Below are 16,728 nucleotides of genomic sequence, written 5' to 3'. Positions count from 1 at the left end.
AATGTGTCAGCGCACAACGATCTCCCCGTTGAGGGGCTGCACCTTGAGTGACAGCGGAGCGCTGTGCCGGTCCGTGTGTCCATCGCAAACCGAACTACGCTCCTCCAGTCGACACTCCTGGAGAGATCACGATGATCCGTACCCTGCTGACCGCGTCCCTGTTGGTGACTTTGAGCGCTCCGGCCCAGGCGGGGATAGCCGCCTTCCCTTCCTCCTTTCATACCCAGGAGATCCCCGTAGAGGGTGCGACCATCCATGTGCGCGTCGGCGGAAGCGGGCCGGCGGTCGTACTGCTGCACGGGTTCGGCGACACCGGCGACATGTGGGCGCCGCTGGCCACGGACCTGGCCAAGGACCACACCGTCGTCGTGCCGGACCTGCGTGGCATGGGCTTGTCGTCGATTCCTACCAGCGGCTACGAGAAGAAGACCCAGGCCGCAGATGTGCGGGCGGTGCTGGCGTCACTGGGCATCGAGCACTCGGTGGTCATCGGCCATGACATCGGCACCATGGTGGCCTATGCCTATGCGGCGCGTTATCCGCAGCGAACCGAGCGCCTGGTGGTGATGGACGCTCCCGTCCCCGGCATCGCGCCGTGGAATGAGATCGTCCGCTCGCCGATGCTCTGGCACTTCGACTTCGGCGGCCCCGATATGGAACGGCTGGTGGCAGGGCGCGAGCGCATTTACCTGGACCGTTTCTGGAACGAGTTCGCCGGCGATCCGCACAAGGTGGACGAAGCGACCCGCCAGCACTATGCCAAGCTCTACGCCCGTCCCGGCGCGATGCATGCCGCCTTTGCCCAGTTCCGCAGCATTCGCCAGGACGCGGTGGACAACGAGGCGTCGAACAAGACGCGGCTGACAATGCCGGTGCTCGCCGTCGGCGGTGAAAAATCCTTCGGTGCCAACGAGGCCATCGTCATGCGCAATGCCGCCGACAACGTCACCGAAGTGGTGGTGCCGGGCGCCGGGCACTGGCTGATGGAAGAGGCGCCAGCCCCGACGATCCAGGCCATTCGCCAATTCATTTCGCCTTGAGATCCACGCCATGAAGGGCCCGGCATCAAGCGCCTGATGCCGGACGTTTCAGCGGCCCCAAGCCTTCCCCATCAGCGCATGGCCAACAAAGAAAGTTCGCTGCCGCTCGTCACAGAAATCCGATAGGAAGGTTGACCCTCCCCTACTGCGCCACTAGATTCCTACCCTTCTTTCGCCGGGGTGCGCTGTGCCCCGGCGAACACAACGGCAAAGGAATGTCCGCTCATGTTCAAGCCCCTCAGGCCCTGGCTGCCTGCCCTGCTGCTTTGCAGCCCGCTCGCCGCGCAAGCGGAAGGTCCCTCTGGCGATTTCTGGCTGATTCACCAGCAGGGCAGCCTCTACAAGAACGAAATCTTCGTCATCGATGGCGACCCCGCCAACATCTACGACCGCAAGAACGGCGTGCGCTCGCTGGGCGTCTATCAGTTCTACGAGGAAGGCGCCAAGCCGACCTTTACCGCTTATGACGTCGAGGTCGACTGCGCGAAGAATCGCGTGCGCCTCAACGGCGCGCAGAACTACGACAAATTCTACAACGACATCCGCCCGAAGAAGGTCTCCAAGGAATGGCAGAAGAAGCCTGAGGCGTGGATCGCCCAGAGCCGCGACTTCCTCTGCAAGCCGGATGCCCACGTCGAGCAGAAGATGTACCCGTTGGGCAAGATGCCCATGACGCAGCTGGTCTCGGCCGCCCCAGGCCTGTTCCAACTGCAGAACCGTGAGCACGCCAAGAACCTGATCCTGCAGATGGTCGACAAGGGCTTCGAGCAGATGCCGGTCAAGAACGCACCGGCCAAGGAGGGTGTGCAATGAAAGGTCTACTGGCACTCGGGATGATCGCCATCCTGCTCGGCGGCTGCTCCGCCATTCCCACCCTGCCCGAAGCGCAGGCCCGCAGCTACTGGAAGGGCCGCCCGGCCGGCGATGCCATCGACCACTTCGGTGCACCCAGCGATATTGGCCTTGCGCCGGAGAACGACTGGGTCGTGCTGATCTACCGCCGCGATACTTCCTACGTCTCGCGTGAAGCGCTCGGCACCTACACCGGCCCGCAGAACGGCCAACTGGTGCATACCGAGTACTGGGGCGACGTGGTCCACTCCGCCAGTTGTGAAATCCGTGTCGCCATCAATCGCGCCCGGCAGGTGGACTACCTGCTGACCCGCGGCAATTGCGGCGGCATCGCGCTGAGGCCGGAAGCCTGAGCCCAGGCTTCCCCATCAAGGAGGAGACGAAACCATGCCAAGCATGAACTACCTGGCGAAAGCGGCATTTCCGTTGCTCGGACTCTTGACCATCAGCTCGCAGGCTTCTGCCGAAGAGGTCAAGGTGACGGAGTTGCTGCGCAGCGGCTATGAAGTGAAGGCGGCCTACGTGGCGCCGGGGCGAGTCACCCAGATCCACTTCCTGATCCTGCAGAAAGGCACGTCGGTCTACCAGTGCGGCAGCTATGAAAGCAGCGCGCCGATGCAGCGCTACTACGACTATTCCAACACCTACTCCTGCTCGCAGATCGGGGACTGGGTGCCCAAGAACTGAACGGCTTTCACCCTCAGCCTGTGCTCCTGCAAAGGTCGGCATCCTCGATGCCGGCCGGCCCCCGCGCTCCAACCGTCACACGGATGTTTCTGCGATGAAATTGCACCTGTTGCCCGCCAGCCTGTTGCTGGCCTGCGCCGTCTCCCACGCCGCCGCGCAAGCGCCTGTTCCCAAGCCCCTGGAAGAACAGGTCGGCCGCCTGGTCGAGCTGTACAAGGACAGCTTCGCCACTGGCTACCCCGAGGCCACCCGGGTGCAGACCCTGAAGGCCGGCAACGGCAGCGAGCTGACCCTGGCGGTCTTCACCGTCGAAGGCTTCGACATGGGTAACAACTACAACCAGTACCTCGCGGTCTTTGCCTCCACCCCGAACGAGGAAGGCCAGGAGCACTACAGCCTGCTGGATGCCATGCAGATCGGCGGCGGTGGCTGGCGCTCGATCGAGGCACTCAATGCCAGGCTGGTCAGCGACCCCACAGGCCAGCGCACGCTGATCGATATCCCGGTGATGGAAAACACCGACGACGATTCGCCGAACTTCCCCAGCCGCGCCGGCGTGATCCACCTGTCCCTGGAAGGCTCGCAGACGCCTCGACTGGTGGAACAGCACTGACGCCGCCGCAAGGTCGTACCAGGCCTGATACCAAGTCGATAACAAGCCACGCTAAATTTCGCTGTGCTGCGGCCGCCACTGTCGGATAACCATCCTCAGCGGAAGCCTCGCCATGACCACCATCAGCGCCGTCAGCGCCACCAACGTTCGCTATTCCACTGCCTCGACTTCCTCCGCCTCGACCGTTGCGGCGAGCGGCGAAGACAGCACCGTCACTGACACCACCAGCACCGGCCAGACTTCGGCAAGTGCTTCTGCACAAGGCGCGGGCGGAGCGGCAGGTGCCGGTGGCGCCGCGGCAAGCAGCGGCTCGGACAGCAGCTCCGACACCACCCTGGAAAAGCTCAAGCAGGCGATGGAGCAGGCGCAGAAGGAACTGGAAGAAGCCGAGCAGGAGCTTGCCAAGGCCAGCCAGGGCGGCGGCCGGACCGAGGAAGAACAGCAGGCCCAGCAGATCGCCGCCCAGGCTGCACAGGCTCGCGTGTCGTCCGCCTCGGCGGCCGTGGCAGCGGCTACCGCCGCCTATTCGCAAGCGCTGACCGAGTCCGGCAGCGGCACCAGCGGCACGTCGGTGAATACCACGGCCTGAGGCCGGCAAACCAGCGGGCTGGCGCGCTCGCGCAGCCCGGTCAGGCTCAGCGGGTCCAGAGCGGGTCGGTGGTGAAGGCAATGGTCAGCCAACGGTTCGGGCCCTCGCCGCCGATGGCCGCGCCGATCTCGTCACGCAGTCGGTCCCACTCGTCGAGGGTCTGCGCCGGCCAGCCCGGCGGGACGATGAAGTACAGCTCGATCTGCTGTGCCCGCCCGACCTTGGCGACATAGGCCTGGTACGCCAGGAAGCCGTGCTGCGCGACGATCTGCGCGGCCACCTCGTCGACGTGCTGCTTCAGCTCCGGCGGGGTGACCAGCAGGATGTCCTTGAGCGCCTGGCGAATGGTCAGGAACGGAATCGGCAGGATCACCAGGCAGATCAGCGCCAGCACCGCCGGGTCGACATACGGGCCGATCTGCGCGTAGCCGCTCACGGTCGCCAGGTCGCCGACCAGGAAGGCGATCAGCAAGGCCAGGGAAATGCTGCCGGACATCACCCAGGACTTGGCATCGAGGGCGACGAAGTCCGAGCCGATGCGCCGGTTGGCGCGGAACTGCACCGCCGCCAGGGCGAAGCAGACCAGGGTGGCGACCGCCGCATAAAGAATGGCGAAGCCGAACTCCAGCGCATGGCCGCCGCTGAGCAGCCTGCCGATGGCGTTGATCAGCGCATACAGCGTCACGCCGCAGAGCAGCGTGCCGTTGAGTGCCAGCACCATCGGCTCCAGGTGCCAGAAGCCCATGTTGAAGCGTTCGGCCAGGCGCCGGCTGGCGTCGCCCTCGGTGGTGTGGCGGCGGATCAGTGTCGCCACCATCAGCGCCAGGCCGCTCATGCTGGCATCGGCCAGCGAGTAGACACCATCGAAGACGATGGAAAAGGATCCCGAAAGCAGGCCGACGACAATACCGAAACCGGCCAACAGCACGGTCACGATGATGGAAAGCCGCAGGATGCCCTGTTCTGTTTTCATTGCTGGCGTGCTCCTCGCGCCTCGATGGTTGCGTCGCCGGAAGCCGGCCTGGCCGGCCCTGGCGGTTTCGCTGGGGGGCGCGACTATACGCCAGGGGCCTGGCCACGGCCATTGGCGCCCCGGCAATGTGTCCATGCAAGGTCGCAAGGGGTCGGCGCTACCAGCCCCTCCGGTACCGCCATTTCCTCCAGAGCAGCAGCCCCGACCTAGGGCGGCGTTGCCCCTTCGTTCATCAGGTAGGTCACCAATTGCCGGGCGTGGGAGGACAGGGCATCCCAGTCGGCAACGCAAAGGCGCAACTCACGGGTGGCCCAGGGATCCGCGAGGGCCACCAGCGTCGTCGGCAATTCCTGCGCCAGCCGCGTCGCGGCAGCCTCCGGCAACATGGCCACGCCCACTCGCTGGGCGACCAGCTGGGCGATGGCATCGAAGCTCGGCGCGCGCACGCGTACCTTGAGCGGCAGCGCATTGCGTACCGCCATCGCCTCGACGAAGCGTTGCATGGCGCGCTCGGCCGGCAGGCAGACGAAGGGAAAGCTCAACGCGTCGCGCAGGCTGGGCAGGTGCTGGCTGGCCAGCGGGTGGTCCCGCGGCACCAGCAGCACCAGCTTGTCATTGCGGAACGGCAGCGACAGCAGGCCCGCGGTGGGCAGGTTGCCGTCATACACGCCGATATCGATCGAGCCGTCCCGCACCGCGAGCAACACGTCCTTGCTGTTCTGCTCGATCAGTTGCAGGTCCACCTCCGGATAATCCGCCAGGAAGGGCCCCAGCGCAGTGGGCAGGAAGGTGCTGTTGGCGACGGTGGACGCCGCCAGGCGCAAGGTGATGCGCCGTTCACCGCCCAGTTCCTGCAGAGTGTCCTTGAGCTGCCGCGCCTCCTTCAGCACGCGCTGGCTGGCCTCCAGCACCAGGCGACCGGTCGGCGTCAACGTCATGCCGTCGCTGTGCCGGGCGAACAGGGCAAGCCCGCAGCGCTCTTCGAACTGGCGCAGGCGGTTGCTCGCCGCCGAGACCGCCACGGGCACCGAGGCCGCTGCCTTGCTCAGGCTGCCGGTGCTGGCGATGGCGGCGATCAGGCGCAGATCGGCAAGATCGAAATGCACTTTGCGTTCTCCATGGATGAAAGCAATCTTCGCCAATCCAGCATTCTAGCGGCCCAGCCTTCTCCATAGAATAATGCCTTTCCCCTGCCCTGCGTTCCCGCCGACATGAACAATCTGACTTCCCTGTACCAGCGCAGCCTGCACAATGGCGTGTTCTTCGCCGTGCTGTCCGCCACCGGCTTCAGCCTCAAGGCGGTTTTCGTCAAGCTCTCCTATGCGGCCGCGCCCGTGGATGCGATCACGGTGCTGGCCATCCGCATGGGCCTGGCGCTGCCGCTGTTCCTCTGGCTGCTGTGGTTCAGCCGGGGGCCGCAACAGGCGCGGCTCTCGCTGCCCGACGGTGTACGCATCCTGCTGCTCGGGCTGGTCGGCTATTACCTGTCGAGCCTGTTCGACTTCTACGGCCTGGAATACATCAGCGCAGGCCTGGAGCGGCTGATCCTGTTCACCTACCCGACGCTGGTCCTGCTGCTGCAGATGGCCATGACCCGCGAACGCCCGAGCTCACGCACCCTCGCAGCCATGGCCCTGTGCTACCTCGGCCTGGGCATAGCGCTGGTGCACGACATCAAGGTGGAGGGCAGCGGCGGGCAGATCCTGCTGGGCGCCATCTGGGTCTTCGCCAGCGCCGTGACCTACGCGGTGTACTACATCGGCACCGCCGCGGTGATCCAGCGTGTCGGCTCGATGCGCCTGGCCGCGCTGGCCGGCATCGCCTCGTCGGTGATGGTGCTGGGGCACTACGCGGTGACCGGCGACGCGCAGCAGTTGGCAACCCTGCCAGGCTCGGTGTGGCTCTATGGCGCCCTGATGGCACTGATCTCCACCGTGCTGCCGATCTACTGGATGGCGCTGGCCATCCAGCGCATGGGCGCCACCCACGCGGCGGCGTTCGGCAACCTGGGGCCGGTCCTCACCGTGTTCGCCTCCTGGGCGCTGCTGGGCGAGGCGATCTCGATCTACCAACTGGTCGGCCTGGCACTGGTGTTGTTCGGGGTATCGCGGTTGTCCGGAGCCAAGGCACCCACTCAGGTGGCGCCGAAGCAGCCGGCTGAGGAATGCAGTAACGCCGGTTGAGTTCGATCCTGGAAGAGCGTCTATGAACTCAGACGCGGCCGATCCTCATGTTGATCGGCCATCTGACCGCAAGCCGCGCGGCAGGGTCGCCCCAGCGCTCGGCCAGGTCGGCGGCGAAGTGCTGCAGCAGGTCTTCGCGCCCGGCTTCCCGGGCGCTGCGCACTGCCGACCAGGTGGAGACGTAGCCGAGGAACTCGTGGAGGGTCCATTCCAGGCGGATGGCGATCTCCGGCCCCGGAAACTCGGCGAAGGGGAAATCGAGGGTCGCGTAGCCGCTGTCCACCAGCTTGCGCTCGGCGGGCCAGTAGGGGCCGATCTCCTGCCAGTAGAAAGTCTCGAAGCGCTTGCCCGGATCGCCGTCCAGGTGCAGCACGCCGTAGCTGATCAGCGCCAGGACCGCGTCGGGCTCGGCGATTCGCCGGACCTCGGCGTAGAACTTGGGCAGGTCGAACCAGTGCGCGGCCTGTGCCGCCGTGATCAGGCTGGCGCTGCGGTCGGCCAGCGGGAGTTCTTCGGCCTGGGCGCAGGCGTAGCTCAGGTTCGCGCGGGGCGCGGCATGGGCAATCTGCTCCGCGCTGGGATCGAAGCCGACGACCGAGCTGAAATGCTCGGCCAATTGCCGGGTCAGCTGGCCGCTACCGCACCCCACGTCGACTGCCAGCGCCCGGTCGGGAGCCAGCGAGGCCAGGCAGGAGGCAAGCTCCGCCGGGTACTCGGGGCGGAAGCGCGCGTAGGCCTGGCCGCCCTGGTCGAACCAGTTTCGCAGGTCGGTTGACGTGTCATTCATGGCTGGCGGCTCCTCTCTTGAAAACTGGCTTGCCGCGACTGTAAAGGGCAAACGGGCCAGCACACCAGAGCCACACAGGCCGCAGCAGGACGCACGCCCTGCCCGGCCCATGGCATGGTCAGACCTGTGCCATGCCGCCATCGACGAACAGTTCGATGCCGTTGATGAAGCTGGCCGACTCCGAAGCCAGGAAGGCCACTGCCTTGCCAATTTCGCGAGGTTCGCCCAGCCGGCCCAGCGGTACCTGGCTGGCCAGCGCATCGAACAGGCCCTGGCGCGCTTCCTCGGGCACCAGGTCGCCGAGGCCGGGAGTGCGGACCGGGCCGGGGCTGACGACATTGACGCGAATGCCCCGGTCCTTCAGATCCAGCGCCCAGGAGCGGGCGAAGTTGCGCACGGCGGCCTTGCTCGCACTGTACACGCTGAAGTTGGCAGTGCCCTGGATCGAGGTGGTGGACGAGGTGAGGATCACCGACGCGCCATCGACCAGCAGCGGCAATGCCTTCTGCACGGTGAACAGCACGCCGCGCACGTTGGTGCCGAAGATTCGGTCGAAGTGTTCCTCGGTGATCGCGCCCAGCGGGAGCATGTCGCCGCCGCCGGCGTTGGCAAAGAGGATATCCAGTCGGCCGGCAGCTTTCGCGATCTGTGCGTACACCGCATCGAGATCGGCGAGCACCGAGGCGTCGGCACGAATGGCCGTGGCGGCCGGGCCGATGGCTTCGACGGCGGCGTCCAGTTCGGCCTGGCGGCGGCCGGTGATGAAGACGCGGGCGCCTTGCGCGGCGAGTTCCTGTGCGGCGCCGAGGCCGATGCCGGTGCTGCCGCCGGTGACCAGTGCAACTTTACCAGTGAGGGACTTGTTCATGATGAGCTCCTGAGCTTTGCGAGTTGAGGGTTCTGCCTCCTGGCCGGCATCTGGCGCGGCTTTGCGGTGAGGCATGGCGCTACTCTAGGGCCCGGCCATTGATGGAAAAAGCGCATACAATGGAATGACTATCCATGCCCATGGATAATCAGGCGATCCCCTCAGAGGAGTTCCCATGGACCAGCTCCAGGCCATCCGTGCCTTCTCCCGCGTGGTGGAAGCCGGCAACTTCACCCGCGCCGCCGACTCGCTGGACATGCCCAACGCCACCCTGAGCAAGCTGGTTCAGGAGCTGGAGGCGCACCTGGGCGTCCGCCTGCTGCAACGCACCACAAGACGCGTCATGGTGACGCCCGAAGGCCAGGACTACTACGCCAAGGCCAGTCGCGTATTGCGTGACCTGGAAGACATCGACTCGTCCTTCAACATTGCCCGCAGCAAGCCACGCGGCCATCTGCGCATCGATGTCGGCGGCTCGACCGCGCGGGACGTACTGATACCGCTGCTGCCGGACTTCCTGGCGCGCTACCCGGACATACGCATCGATCTGGGCGTGTCCGACCGCTCGGTGGACCTGATCGGCGACAACGTCGACTGCGTGATCCGCGGCGGCGCGCTGGACGCCTCGTCGCTGGTGGCGCGCGGCATCGGCCAGGCGACCATGGTTACTTGCGCCTCGCCCGAATACCTGCGCCACAACGGCATCCCCGCCTACCCCGAGGAACTGCGCAACGGCCACCGGCTGGTCAGCTACCTGTCACCGCAGAATGGTCGCGCGGTGCCCTTCCGCTTCGAGCGCGATGGCGAACGCAGCGAGCTGAAAATCGAGTACCGCATCGGCGTCAATGAAAGCAACGCGCACCTGGCTGCCTGCGTCGCCGGCCTGGGCATCATCCAGACCTTCTCCTACGCCGCCGGCGCCGCCCTGCGCGACGGCACGCTGGTGGAAATCCTCGAGGAATGGCGCCCACCGCCCTACCCCTTCCACGTCGTCTACCCGCAGAACCGCTACGTCACCCACCGTTTGCGAGTGTTCATCGACTGGCTGGTGGAGTGCTTCCCGGCGCGGGTTGCCGGTTGAGCGCTCAGGGCGCCCTGTCTGCCAGCGCTTCGAGCAGGTCGGCCGAGGGCACGAAGAACAGGCTGCCCGTCACCGCCTTGCTGTAGTCCAGCAGGCGATCGTAGTTGCCGGCCGGGCGGCCGATGAACATGTTCTCCAGCATTTCCTCCACCGGCGCCGGCGAGCGGGCGTAGCCGATGAAGTAGGTGCCGAACTCCCCTGCCCCGGGCCTGCCGAACGGCATGTTGTCGCGCAGGATCTTCACTTCCTGGCCGTCCTTCTCCAGGGTGGTCAGCGAACTGTGCGAGCAGCTCGGTTTCACGTCGTCGCCCAGTTCGATATCGGCCAGCTTGGTGCGGCCGATGATGCGCTCCTGGGTTTCAGTGGGAAGCTGGTTCCAGCCGGCCATGTCATGCAGGTACTTCTGCACCAGGACGTAGCTGCCGCCGGCGAACGCCGCGTCTTCCTCGCCGATCAGGGTGAAGTGCGGAATCTCGCGCCCTTCCGGGTTCTCGGTGCCATCGACGAAACCGATGATGCTGCGCATGTCGAAATAGCGAAAACCCTGGACTTCATCGACCACCGTGATCGCATCGCCCAGGCGCGCGACCAGTTGCGACGCCAGTTCGAAACAGAGGTCCATCTGCTCGGCGCGGATGTGCAGCAACAGATCGCCCGGCGTGGAGACGGCGACCCGCTCGCCTGTGCCGATCTGGCGGAAGGCATGCAGGGACGCCGGACGCGGGGTGCCGAACAGTGCATCCCAGGCCGCCGAACCAAAGCCCACCACGCAGGACAGGTTGCCCGCCGGCACGCGCTTGCCGACCGAGCGCACCAGCGCCGCCACGTCCTCGCAGAGGGCTCGAACCGGGCTCCAGTCCTTACCTGGCGTCAACGTCGCAACGAGGAAGATCGCGCTGCGGGTGATCGGGCTGTCGACTGTCTGGGGTACGGGGGATTCGTTGAGCATGGTTTCCATTCGCCGCCATCAGGGTTGGGAAGATGGGGTTATCAAAGCAGGTCGCCTACCTCGCTGACAATGCGGGCGGCGCATGACGAAGGGCCGGTCTTTCGAGCCCTCCCTTCGGGACAGCGTATGCTCCGCCGCGGCTTAGCGCATCGCCGCCAGCTTGATGCCGAAACCGAGCAGGCACGCCCCCGCCAGCCGCTCCAGCAGATTGGCGACACGCGGATTCGCGCGCATGCGCTCGGCCAGCCGATGGGTCAGCAGCACGGCTACCAGCCCATAGAGGAAGGTCACTACCGCAACCGTCACTGCCATGAAGGCGAAGGTCACCAGCCCCTGATGCTTCACCGGGTCGATGAACAACGGCAGGAAGGCCATGTAGAACACGATGGCCTTCGGGTTGAGCAAGGTGATCAGCATGGTCTGGCGCAGGTAGTGACCGTTGTCCATGCGGCTCTGCCGCGAAGCGGCCCCGGGCTTGCTCATCAGCATGCGCAGGCCCAGCCAGGCCAGGTAGCCCGCCCCCAGCCACTGTACCGCCTGGAAGGCCGATGGGTAGGCGGCAAGCAGCGTCGCCACGCCCGCCACCGCCATCCACAGCAGCACCTGGTCGCCCAGGATCACCCCGCAGGTGGCCGCCAACCCTGCCCTCACGCCGCCCTTGCCAGTCGCTGTGATCAAGGCGAAGTTGCCGGGACCGGGAATGGCCAGGAGCACCACGAAGGCGATCAGGAAGGCGCCGTAATCGGTCACTCCGAACATCGGGAAGGCTCCTGGGCAGGTCAGGACTGGGTTGAACGCCGAGTTTATCACCCGTTCCCACGGGTTGGTCCTCTCTATCTCCGGTACGCAACGATCTGACAGCGATCGTGTGCGGGGCTGCTCTGGTTCGGGGATGCCGAGTTTGCACATGCGCCGGGGCGCGCGACCGATTCGGGTCCGATGCCAGCCTCCGCGCTGACCGCCGCAGAGCCTTCGGTCGGCGGCCCAATCTTCTGCTCAGGTAATCTGAACGCATTCCCGGCAGAACCCTCTATCGCAGCAGCACACCCACGCAGGAAGAGATCGCATGGACAAGCTCGGAAGCCCACCCTCCGCTCCCCCCGGCTATGTGCTCATTCTCGATGACGATTCGAACCTGGCCAGGATGCTCGGCTTGGCCATGGAGGATCACGGCATCGAGGCCGTGGTCCTGGGCAATGCCGACGACGGGCTCGCCTGGATCAACGGCAACCCCGGGCAACTGGCATTGCTGCTGACCGATATCTCCATGCCCGGCAGCATCGATGGCGCCGAACTGGCGCGGCAGGTCGCCCGACGGTTTCCCGCCATTCCGATCATCATCATGTCCGGTGGCGCATGGAGCGACGACTATCCCGCCTGCCACTTCCTGGACAAGCCATTCGACCTTCCGACGCTGACCGGCCTCATCGACGAAGCGCTGGGAACACGCCATTGAATCGGCAGCGGCCAGCGCAGCGCACCGGGCAGCAGAAACAAAAAAGCCCCGCATCAGCGGGGCTTTTTCAGCGAACGACCGGTCAGATCACTTGCACTTGCTCGGCCTGCGGGCCTTTGGCGCCGGCAGTGACGTTGAAGGTCACGACCTGGCCTTCGTCGAGCGACTTATAGCCGGTGCCTTCGATGGCACGGAAGTGGACGAAGACGTCCGCGCCGCTTTCCGGGGTGATGAAGCCGAAGCCCTTCTCGGCGTTGAACCATTTAACGGTACCGGTTTGGCGAGTTGCCATGATGAATCTCCAATCAAAAGGAAATCAGGCCATGCGACATGCCTGGCGTGACTGTATGCGAAGTGAAGAGGGGGCCGCAGAGATGGAGAATCAAGAAGACAAAACATCGGACGGTGCCGCTAAACCGAGCAGGCAGAGGCCCAGCATACAGATCTGGCAGGGAATAAGTAGCGATTTCGCATGAAAATGCTTAAATCGGCCGGGCGGTCGGTATTCATCGGTCGAGGTGGGTATAGTGTCCGCTAGCCGCCAGCCAGGTGGCTCATCACCTCAGGTGACCGAATGTCCGAGTCAGAGACGAAAAGCAAACGATCGGAGCTGGATAAGAAAATTTCAGCATTTCTTTCAAAAGGCGGCGAGATCCAGGAAATCCCTGCGGGCAAGCATGGCCGGACCGAGCCCTACAAGCGCGCCGAATTCACCCTCGCCAAGCCCAGGAAGCCCGACGCCTGATTGACCCGCGGGCAGCACAGAAAAGGCCGTATCCCTCGATACGGCCTTGTCATTTGTGCGCCAGGTTCGGGCTGGCCCGCCACCTTGGGACTAGGCCGCCGGCCTGATCGAGAACAACCCCGCGAGCAGGATCAGCAGTGCACCGGTGATCGTCCAGGCGCTCGGCACCTCGCCGAAGACGATGAGCCCGATCAGCGTGGCGAAGGCCAGCAGCGAGTAGTTGAACGGCTGCAGCGTCGAGGCCTGGGCGTACTTCAGCGCCTGGATCAGCAGCAACTGCGCGACAACCCCGGAGACGGCGACGATCGACATCAGCATGGCTTCGTGAGGCGTTGGCGTGACCCAGGCCGGCAGGCCAACCGCGCTTACCGACAGCGCGCCGGCAACCGCCATGTACAGCGTGGTGGTGGCGAAGGAGTCGGTCTGGCTGATGCGCCGCGAGAGGATGTTGAAGAAGGCAAAGGTCAGCGCCGCCGCCAGCGGAATCAGCGCCGCGGGCTCGAACACGCCCATGCCGGGACGCAGGATCAGCAGCGTGCCGCCGAACCCGACAGCCGCCGCCAGCCATTGCCGGCCGACCAGCCGCTCGCCGAGCAGCAACCGCGCCAGGCCCAGCGTCATCAGTGGGAAGACCGCATAGAGCGCGTGGGTCTCGGCCAAACCGAGGTAGCGCAGGGCCAGGCCGAACAGCGCGATCTCACCCACCCCCAGCAACGCGCGCACCACCTGCTGCCAGGGGCTGGCGCTGCGGGCAGCCTGGCGCACGCCGCCCTGCGAACGGCAGACGATGAGCGCGAACAGCACGAAAACCCAGTAACGCACCATCACCAGCTCGCTCACCGGCAGGTGGCGGACGAGCACCTTGGTGATGCCGTCCTGACAGGCAAAGATGAGCATCGACAGCAGGCACAGGCCGATACCCAGGCGCGGGTTGCTGGTAGCGGCCAGCGCAGTGGCTGTGGTCTTGCTGGTCATGGGGGAAGGCTCGCAGGCGGTGGCGCCTCGCTGCGGGCGCCTCCAGCGCTTGTGCCGGAGCGGCCGGGGCGCGGTCAAGCCAGGCGGCGCTGGCACGCACGCCGATGTCGCCCGCAGGCCACCGGCACTTCAATCCCGCGCGGCTTCCCTCTACAGTCTGGCGACCCGCTCAAGGCGACAACGGTGATCCATGGACAGGTTTCAGGAAATGACAGTGCTGCTGGCCGTGGCCGAAGCCGGCAGCCTTGCCGCCGGCGCCCGGCAACTGGGCCTTTCGCCGCCCAGCGTGACCCGCGCCATCGCCGCGCTGGAGCAGCGCCTGGGCACCCTGCTGCTGGCCCGCACTACGCGCAGCGTGCGGCTGACCGAGGCCGGCCAGCGCTATGTCGAGGACTGCCGGCGCATCCTGCAGGAACTGGAGGATGCCGAGGAGCTGGCCTCCGGCAGCGCCTTGCGCCCGCGCGGCAACCTCACGGTGACCGCCCCGGTACTGTTCGGCGAGCTGTACCTGATCCCGCTGATCGCCAGCTACCTGGAGGCCCATGCCGAGGTGACGGTCAACGCACTGCTGGTGGACCGCGTGGTGAACATGCTCGACGAGGGCATCGATGTCGCCGTGCGCATTGGCCAGTTGCCCGAGGGCAGCCTGACGGCGCTCAAGGTCGGTGAAATCCGCCCGGTGATCTGTGCCGCCCCCTCGTTCCTCGACCGCTACGGTCGTCCGCAGCACCCCAATGAATTGCTCGATGCGCCGGTGGTGATGGCCGCCACCAGCGTGCTGCTCACCGACTGGCAGTTCATCACCCCGGAGGGCCCGCTGACCCTGCGCCCGCCGTCGCGCTTCGTGGTCAGTTCGAACAACGCGGCTCTCCATGCCGCGCGCCTGGGCGGCGGCTTCACCCGCGTTCTGTCGTACCAGGCGGCCGAAGCCGCCGCGCGCGGCGAGCTGGAAATCGTTCTGGCCGACTTTTCCACGGCGCCGCTGCCGATCCACCTGCTCTACCAGGATGGCGCCCGGCTACCGGCGAAGGTGCGCAGCTTCGTCAGTCACTGCGCCGAGCGCCTGCGCGCCGACCCCTACCTGCAAGCTGCCAAGCCGTGAACCGCTTCCGGGAAATGCAGGCATTCGACGCCGTGGCGCGCTCCGGTAGCCTTGCCGCGGGCGCGCGGCGGCTGCAGCTGTCCCCCGCCACGGTGATGCGCCTGGTAGCCGGATTGGAATCGCGTCTGCACTGCGAGCTGCTGCTGCGTGGTCCGCGCGGAGCCGAACTGAGCCCCAGCGGCGAGGCCTTCGCCGCCAGTTGCAGGCAGATTCTGCAAGGTATCGAGGAGGCTGAAGGCTCGCTCAGCGGACTGCAGGCGCACCCGGCCGGGCAGTTGAACCTTTGCCTGCCGCTGCTGATGGCCGACCGGATTTTCGCGCCCATCGCCCTGGACTACCTGGCCGCCTTTCCCGAGGTGCGGCTGCTCAGCCGACACCGCGAAGACCTGCCGCGCCTGTTGGAAGATGGCATCGACGTCGCTCTGGTCATTGGCGCCCTGCCCGACTCTTCCGGCTTCGCCCTGCCGGTGGGCACGGTGCGGCCGGTGATCTGCGCATCGCCCGAGTACCTGGCCCGCCATGGCGTACCGCAAGCACCGGAGGACCTCAAGGCGCATCGCATCATCGTTGCCGGCGGCCAGGGTGCGGTCAGCGAGTGGCGCTTCCGCCACCAGGACGCCCCGCGTTCGGTGCGCCTGACCCCGCGCCTGGCGTGCAGCACCACCCATGCGGCAATCCGCGCCGCCGGACTGGGCCTCGGACTGACCCGCTGCATGAGCCACGAGGCCCATGCCGACCTCAGCGATGGGCGCCTGCAGGTGGTCTTGCAGGACTATGCTGCGCCAGGGTTGCCGGTGCAGCTGATCTACCGCGAAGGCCGTCGTGCCGCGGCGCGCGTGCGCACCTTCCTCGATTTCGTGGTGCCGCGTTTGCGTGCGCATCCCGCGTTGCGCGGGTGAGGCACGCCGTATCCAGAAGCGCCCCATCTCTCTTCTGAGCTCAGGGCAGTTCGCGAGCAAGCTCGCTCCTGCGCAGCTTCTCTGTAAGAGCGAGCTTGTTGGCGCCCCCCTGCAGGCTTGGGAATGGCTGCGCCCGCTGGCAACCCTGCGCCCCATTCTTCCGCATTCTGAAACGCTGGATTGCCCGTACTGGGGATTCTGCGCGCCGGCCATCGAGCGCAGCATTCACCCATCAGCTCGAGCAACCCACCATGGACCGACTCGCGCTGCCTACCCACTCAAGCCAACGGAGTCACCGTCATGTCCCACACCATCAAGCTCTTCCGCCACCCGCTGTCCGGCCACGCGCACCGCGCCGAGCTGATGCTCTCGCTGCTGCAACTGCCCGCCGAACTGATCGACGTCGACCTCGCCAAGGGCGCACACAAGCACCCGGACTTCCTCGCCCTGAACAGCTTCGGCCAGGTGCCGGTGATCGATGACGAAGGTGTGATCGTCGCCGACTCCAACGCCATTCTGGTCTACCTGGCGAAGAAATACGGCAACGGCCGCTGGCTGCCGGAAGACCCGCAAGGCGCCGCCCGCGTGCAGCGCTGGTTGTCGGTGGCCGCCGGGCAGGTCGCCTTCGGTCCCGCTGCGGCACGGCTGATCACCGTGTTCGGTGCAAAATTCAACGCCGAGGAAGTCGCTACCCGCGCCCATGCCCTGTTCCAGGTGATGGAGGGCGAGCTGGCGAAGAAGCCTTTCCTGGCCGGCAACGAAGCGACCATCGCCGACGTCGCCAATTACTCCTACATTTCCCATGCACCGGAGGGCAACGTCTCCCTGCAGGAGTACCCGAGCCTGCGCGCCTGGCTGGCTCGCGTGGAAGCCCTGCCCGGCTTCGTGCCGATGCAGCGCACCGCCATCGGCCTGCAAGCCTGATGCAA

21 protein-coding genes are annotated in these 16,728 nt (G+C 66.0%); 13 read left to right on the top strand and 8 right to left on the bottom strand.

Going from position 1 to position 16,728, the window contains the following annotated elements; all coding sequences use genetic code 11:
- Positions 1–131 precede the first annotated feature (131 nt).
- The 6 genes from GJV37_RS26480 (at position 132) to GJV37_RS26455 (ending at position 3,781) form a co-directional block, all read left to right on the top strand.
- Positions 132–1,040, top strand: a complete 909-nt coding sequence (locus GJV37_RS26480; RefSeq protein ID WP_170859428.1) for an alpha/beta fold hydrolase — start codon at positions 132–134, stop codon at positions 1,038–1,040.
- 225 nt (positions 1,041–1,265) lie between these two features.
- Positions 1,266–1,853, top strand: coding sequence for a hypothetical protein (locus GJV37_RS26475; RefSeq protein ID WP_037008977.1), 588 nt, complete (start codon positions 1,266–1,268; stop codon positions 1,851–1,853).
- On the top strand, positions 1,850–2,245 hold the full coding sequence (locus GJV37_RS26470) for a hypothetical protein (RefSeq protein ID WP_024763794.1): 396 nt from the start codon (positions 1,850–1,852) through the stop codon (positions 2,243–2,245). Before GJV37_RS26475 ends, GJV37_RS26470 begins: the two co-directional genes overlap by 4 nt.
- A gap of 34 nt (positions 2,246–2,279) precedes the next feature.
- Positions 2,280–2,579: a hypothetical protein gene (locus GJV37_RS26465; protein ID WP_024763793.1), complete on the top strand. Its 300-nt coding sequence runs from the start codon at positions 2,280–2,282 to the stop codon at positions 2,577–2,579.
- A 94-nt stretch (positions 2,580–2,673) separates the two neighbouring features.
- Positions 2,674–3,192 carry a hypothetical protein gene (locus tag GJV37_RS26460; RefSeq protein WP_170859427.1) on the top strand — a complete coding sequence of 173 codons (519 nt, stop codon included), beginning with the start codon at positions 2,674–2,676 and terminating at the stop codon, positions 3,190–3,192.
- A gap of 112 nt (positions 3,193–3,304) precedes the next feature.
- Complete coding sequence (locus GJV37_RS26455) at positions 3,305–3,781, top strand: hypothetical protein (RefSeq protein ID WP_170859426.1); 477 nt, start codon at positions 3,305–3,307, stop codon at positions 3,779–3,781.
- A gap of 46 nt (positions 3,782–3,827) precedes the next feature.
- Here GJV37_RS26455 and GJV37_RS26450 read toward each other — a convergent pair whose 3' ends face one another.
- Together GJV37_RS26450 and GJV37_RS26445 are read right to left on the bottom strand one after the other, a co-directional pair.
- On the bottom strand, positions 3,828–4,754 hold the full coding sequence (locus tag GJV37_RS26450) for a cation diffusion facilitator family transporter (protein WP_037008972.1): 927 nt from the start codon (positions 4,752–4,754) through the stop codon (positions 3,828–3,830).
- A gap of 206 nt (positions 4,755–4,960) precedes the next feature.
- On the bottom strand, positions 4,961–5,860 hold the full coding sequence (locus tag GJV37_RS26445) for a LysR family transcriptional regulator (protein WP_084357579.1): 900 nt from the start codon (positions 5,858–5,860) through the stop codon (positions 4,961–4,963).
- Between the two features lie 105 nt (positions 5,861–5,965).
- Between GJV37_RS26445 and GJV37_RS26440 the strand changes: the two genes are divergently transcribed.
- Positions 5,966–6,937: a DMT family transporter gene (locus GJV37_RS26440; RefSeq protein ID WP_065085649.1), complete on the top strand. Its 972-nt coding sequence runs from the start codon at positions 5,966–5,968 to the stop codon at positions 6,935–6,937.
- Positions 6,938–6,965: 28 nt separating this feature from the next.
- On the opposite strand, the gene GJV37_RS26435 is transcribed toward GJV37_RS26440, so the two are convergent.
- On the bottom strand, positions 6,966–7,724 hold the full coding sequence (locus tag GJV37_RS26435) for a class I SAM-dependent methyltransferase (protein ID WP_024763777.1): 759 nt from the start codon (positions 7,722–7,724) through the stop codon (positions 6,966–6,968).
- A gap of 118 nt (positions 7,725–7,842) precedes the next feature.
- A complete protein-coding gene (locus GJV37_RS26430; protein WP_054908885.1) occupies positions 7,843–8,592 on the bottom strand; it encodes an SDR family NAD(P)-dependent oxidoreductase in 750 nt (249 codons plus the stop codon).
- A 175-nt stretch (positions 8,593–8,767) separates the two neighbouring features.
- On the opposite strand from GJV37_RS26430, the gene GJV37_RS26425 reads away from it, so the two are divergent.
- Entirely contained in the window at positions 8,768–9,673 is a 906-nt protein-coding gene (locus tag GJV37_RS26425; protein WP_084357167.1) for a LysR family transcriptional regulator, read from the top strand.
- A 4-nt stretch (positions 9,674–9,677) separates the two neighbouring features.
- Here the strand turns inward: GJV37_RS26425 and GJV37_RS26420 are convergent, their stop codons facing one another.
- Positions 9,678–10,622, bottom strand: a complete 945-nt coding sequence (locus tag GJV37_RS26420) for a Dyp-type peroxidase (RefSeq protein WP_038803654.1) — start codon at positions 10,620–10,622, stop codon at positions 9,678–9,680.
- Between the two features lie 141 nt (positions 10,623–10,763).
- Positions 10,764–11,381, bottom strand: a complete 618-nt coding sequence (locus GJV37_RS26415; protein WP_170859425.1) for a LysE family transporter — start codon at positions 11,379–11,381, stop codon at positions 10,764–10,766.
- A 307-nt stretch (positions 11,382–11,688) separates the two neighbouring features.
- Here GJV37_RS26415 and GJV37_RS26410 point away from each other — a divergent pair, with 307 nt between their 5' ends.
- On the top strand, positions 11,689–12,078 hold the full coding sequence (locus GJV37_RS26410) for a response regulator (RefSeq protein ID WP_065085646.1): 390 nt from the start codon (positions 11,689–11,691) through the stop codon (positions 12,076–12,078).
- A gap of 82 nt (positions 12,079–12,160) precedes the next feature.
- On the opposite strand, the gene GJV37_RS26405 is transcribed toward GJV37_RS26410, so the two are convergent.
- On the bottom strand, positions 12,161–12,370 hold the full coding sequence (locus tag GJV37_RS26405; RefSeq protein WP_024763772.1) for a cold-shock protein: 210 nt from the start codon (positions 12,368–12,370) through the stop codon (positions 12,161–12,163).
- Between the two features lie 282 nt (positions 12,371–12,652).
- Here GJV37_RS26405 and GJV37_RS26400 point away from each other — a divergent pair, with 282 nt between their 5' ends.
- Positions 12,653–12,823 carry a hypothetical protein gene (locus GJV37_RS26400; protein WP_164488274.1) on the top strand — a complete coding sequence of 57 codons (171 nt, stop codon included), beginning with the start codon at positions 12,653–12,655 and terminating at the stop codon, positions 12,821–12,823.
- A gap of 90 nt (positions 12,824–12,913) precedes the next feature.
- Here the strand turns inward: GJV37_RS26400 and GJV37_RS26395 are convergent, their stop codons facing one another.
- A complete protein-coding gene (locus GJV37_RS26395; RefSeq protein ID WP_024763771.1) occupies positions 12,914–13,798 on the bottom strand; it encodes a DMT family transporter in 885 nt (294 codons plus the stop codon).
- A gap of 190 nt (positions 13,799–13,988) precedes the next feature.
- Between GJV37_RS26395 and GJV37_RS26390 the strand changes: the two genes are divergently transcribed.
- From GJV37_RS26390 to GJV37_RS26380, 3 genes are all read left to right on the top strand, one after another.
- Positions 13,989–14,900, top strand: coding sequence for a LysR family transcriptional regulator (locus GJV37_RS26390; protein WP_170859424.1), 912 nt, complete (start codon positions 13,989–13,991; stop codon positions 14,898–14,900).
- Positions 14,897–15,799 carry a LysR family transcriptional regulator gene (locus GJV37_RS26385; RefSeq protein ID WP_065085645.1) on the top strand — a complete coding sequence of 301 codons (903 nt, stop codon included), beginning with the start codon at positions 14,897–14,899 and terminating at the stop codon, positions 15,797–15,799. The genes GJV37_RS26390 and GJV37_RS26385 overlap by 4 nt, the downstream gene beginning before the upstream one ends.
- Positions 15,800–16,099: 300 nt before the next feature.
- Positions 16,100–16,723, top strand: a complete 624-nt coding sequence (locus GJV37_RS26380; RefSeq protein WP_037011579.1) for a glutathione S-transferase family protein — start codon at positions 16,100–16,102, stop codon at positions 16,721–16,723.
- Positions 16,724–16,728 lie beyond the last annotated feature (5 nt).

Origin of the sequence: Pseudomonas nitroreducens (assembly GCF_010994165.1) — a bacterium.
Classification (GTDB): domain Bacteria; phylum Pseudomonadota; class Gammaproteobacteria; order Pseudomonadales; family Pseudomonadaceae; genus Pseudomonas; species Pseudomonas nitroreducens.
The sequence above is the reverse complement of the archived record's forward strand: the minus strand, read 5'-3'. Positions and strand labels throughout refer to the sequence as shown.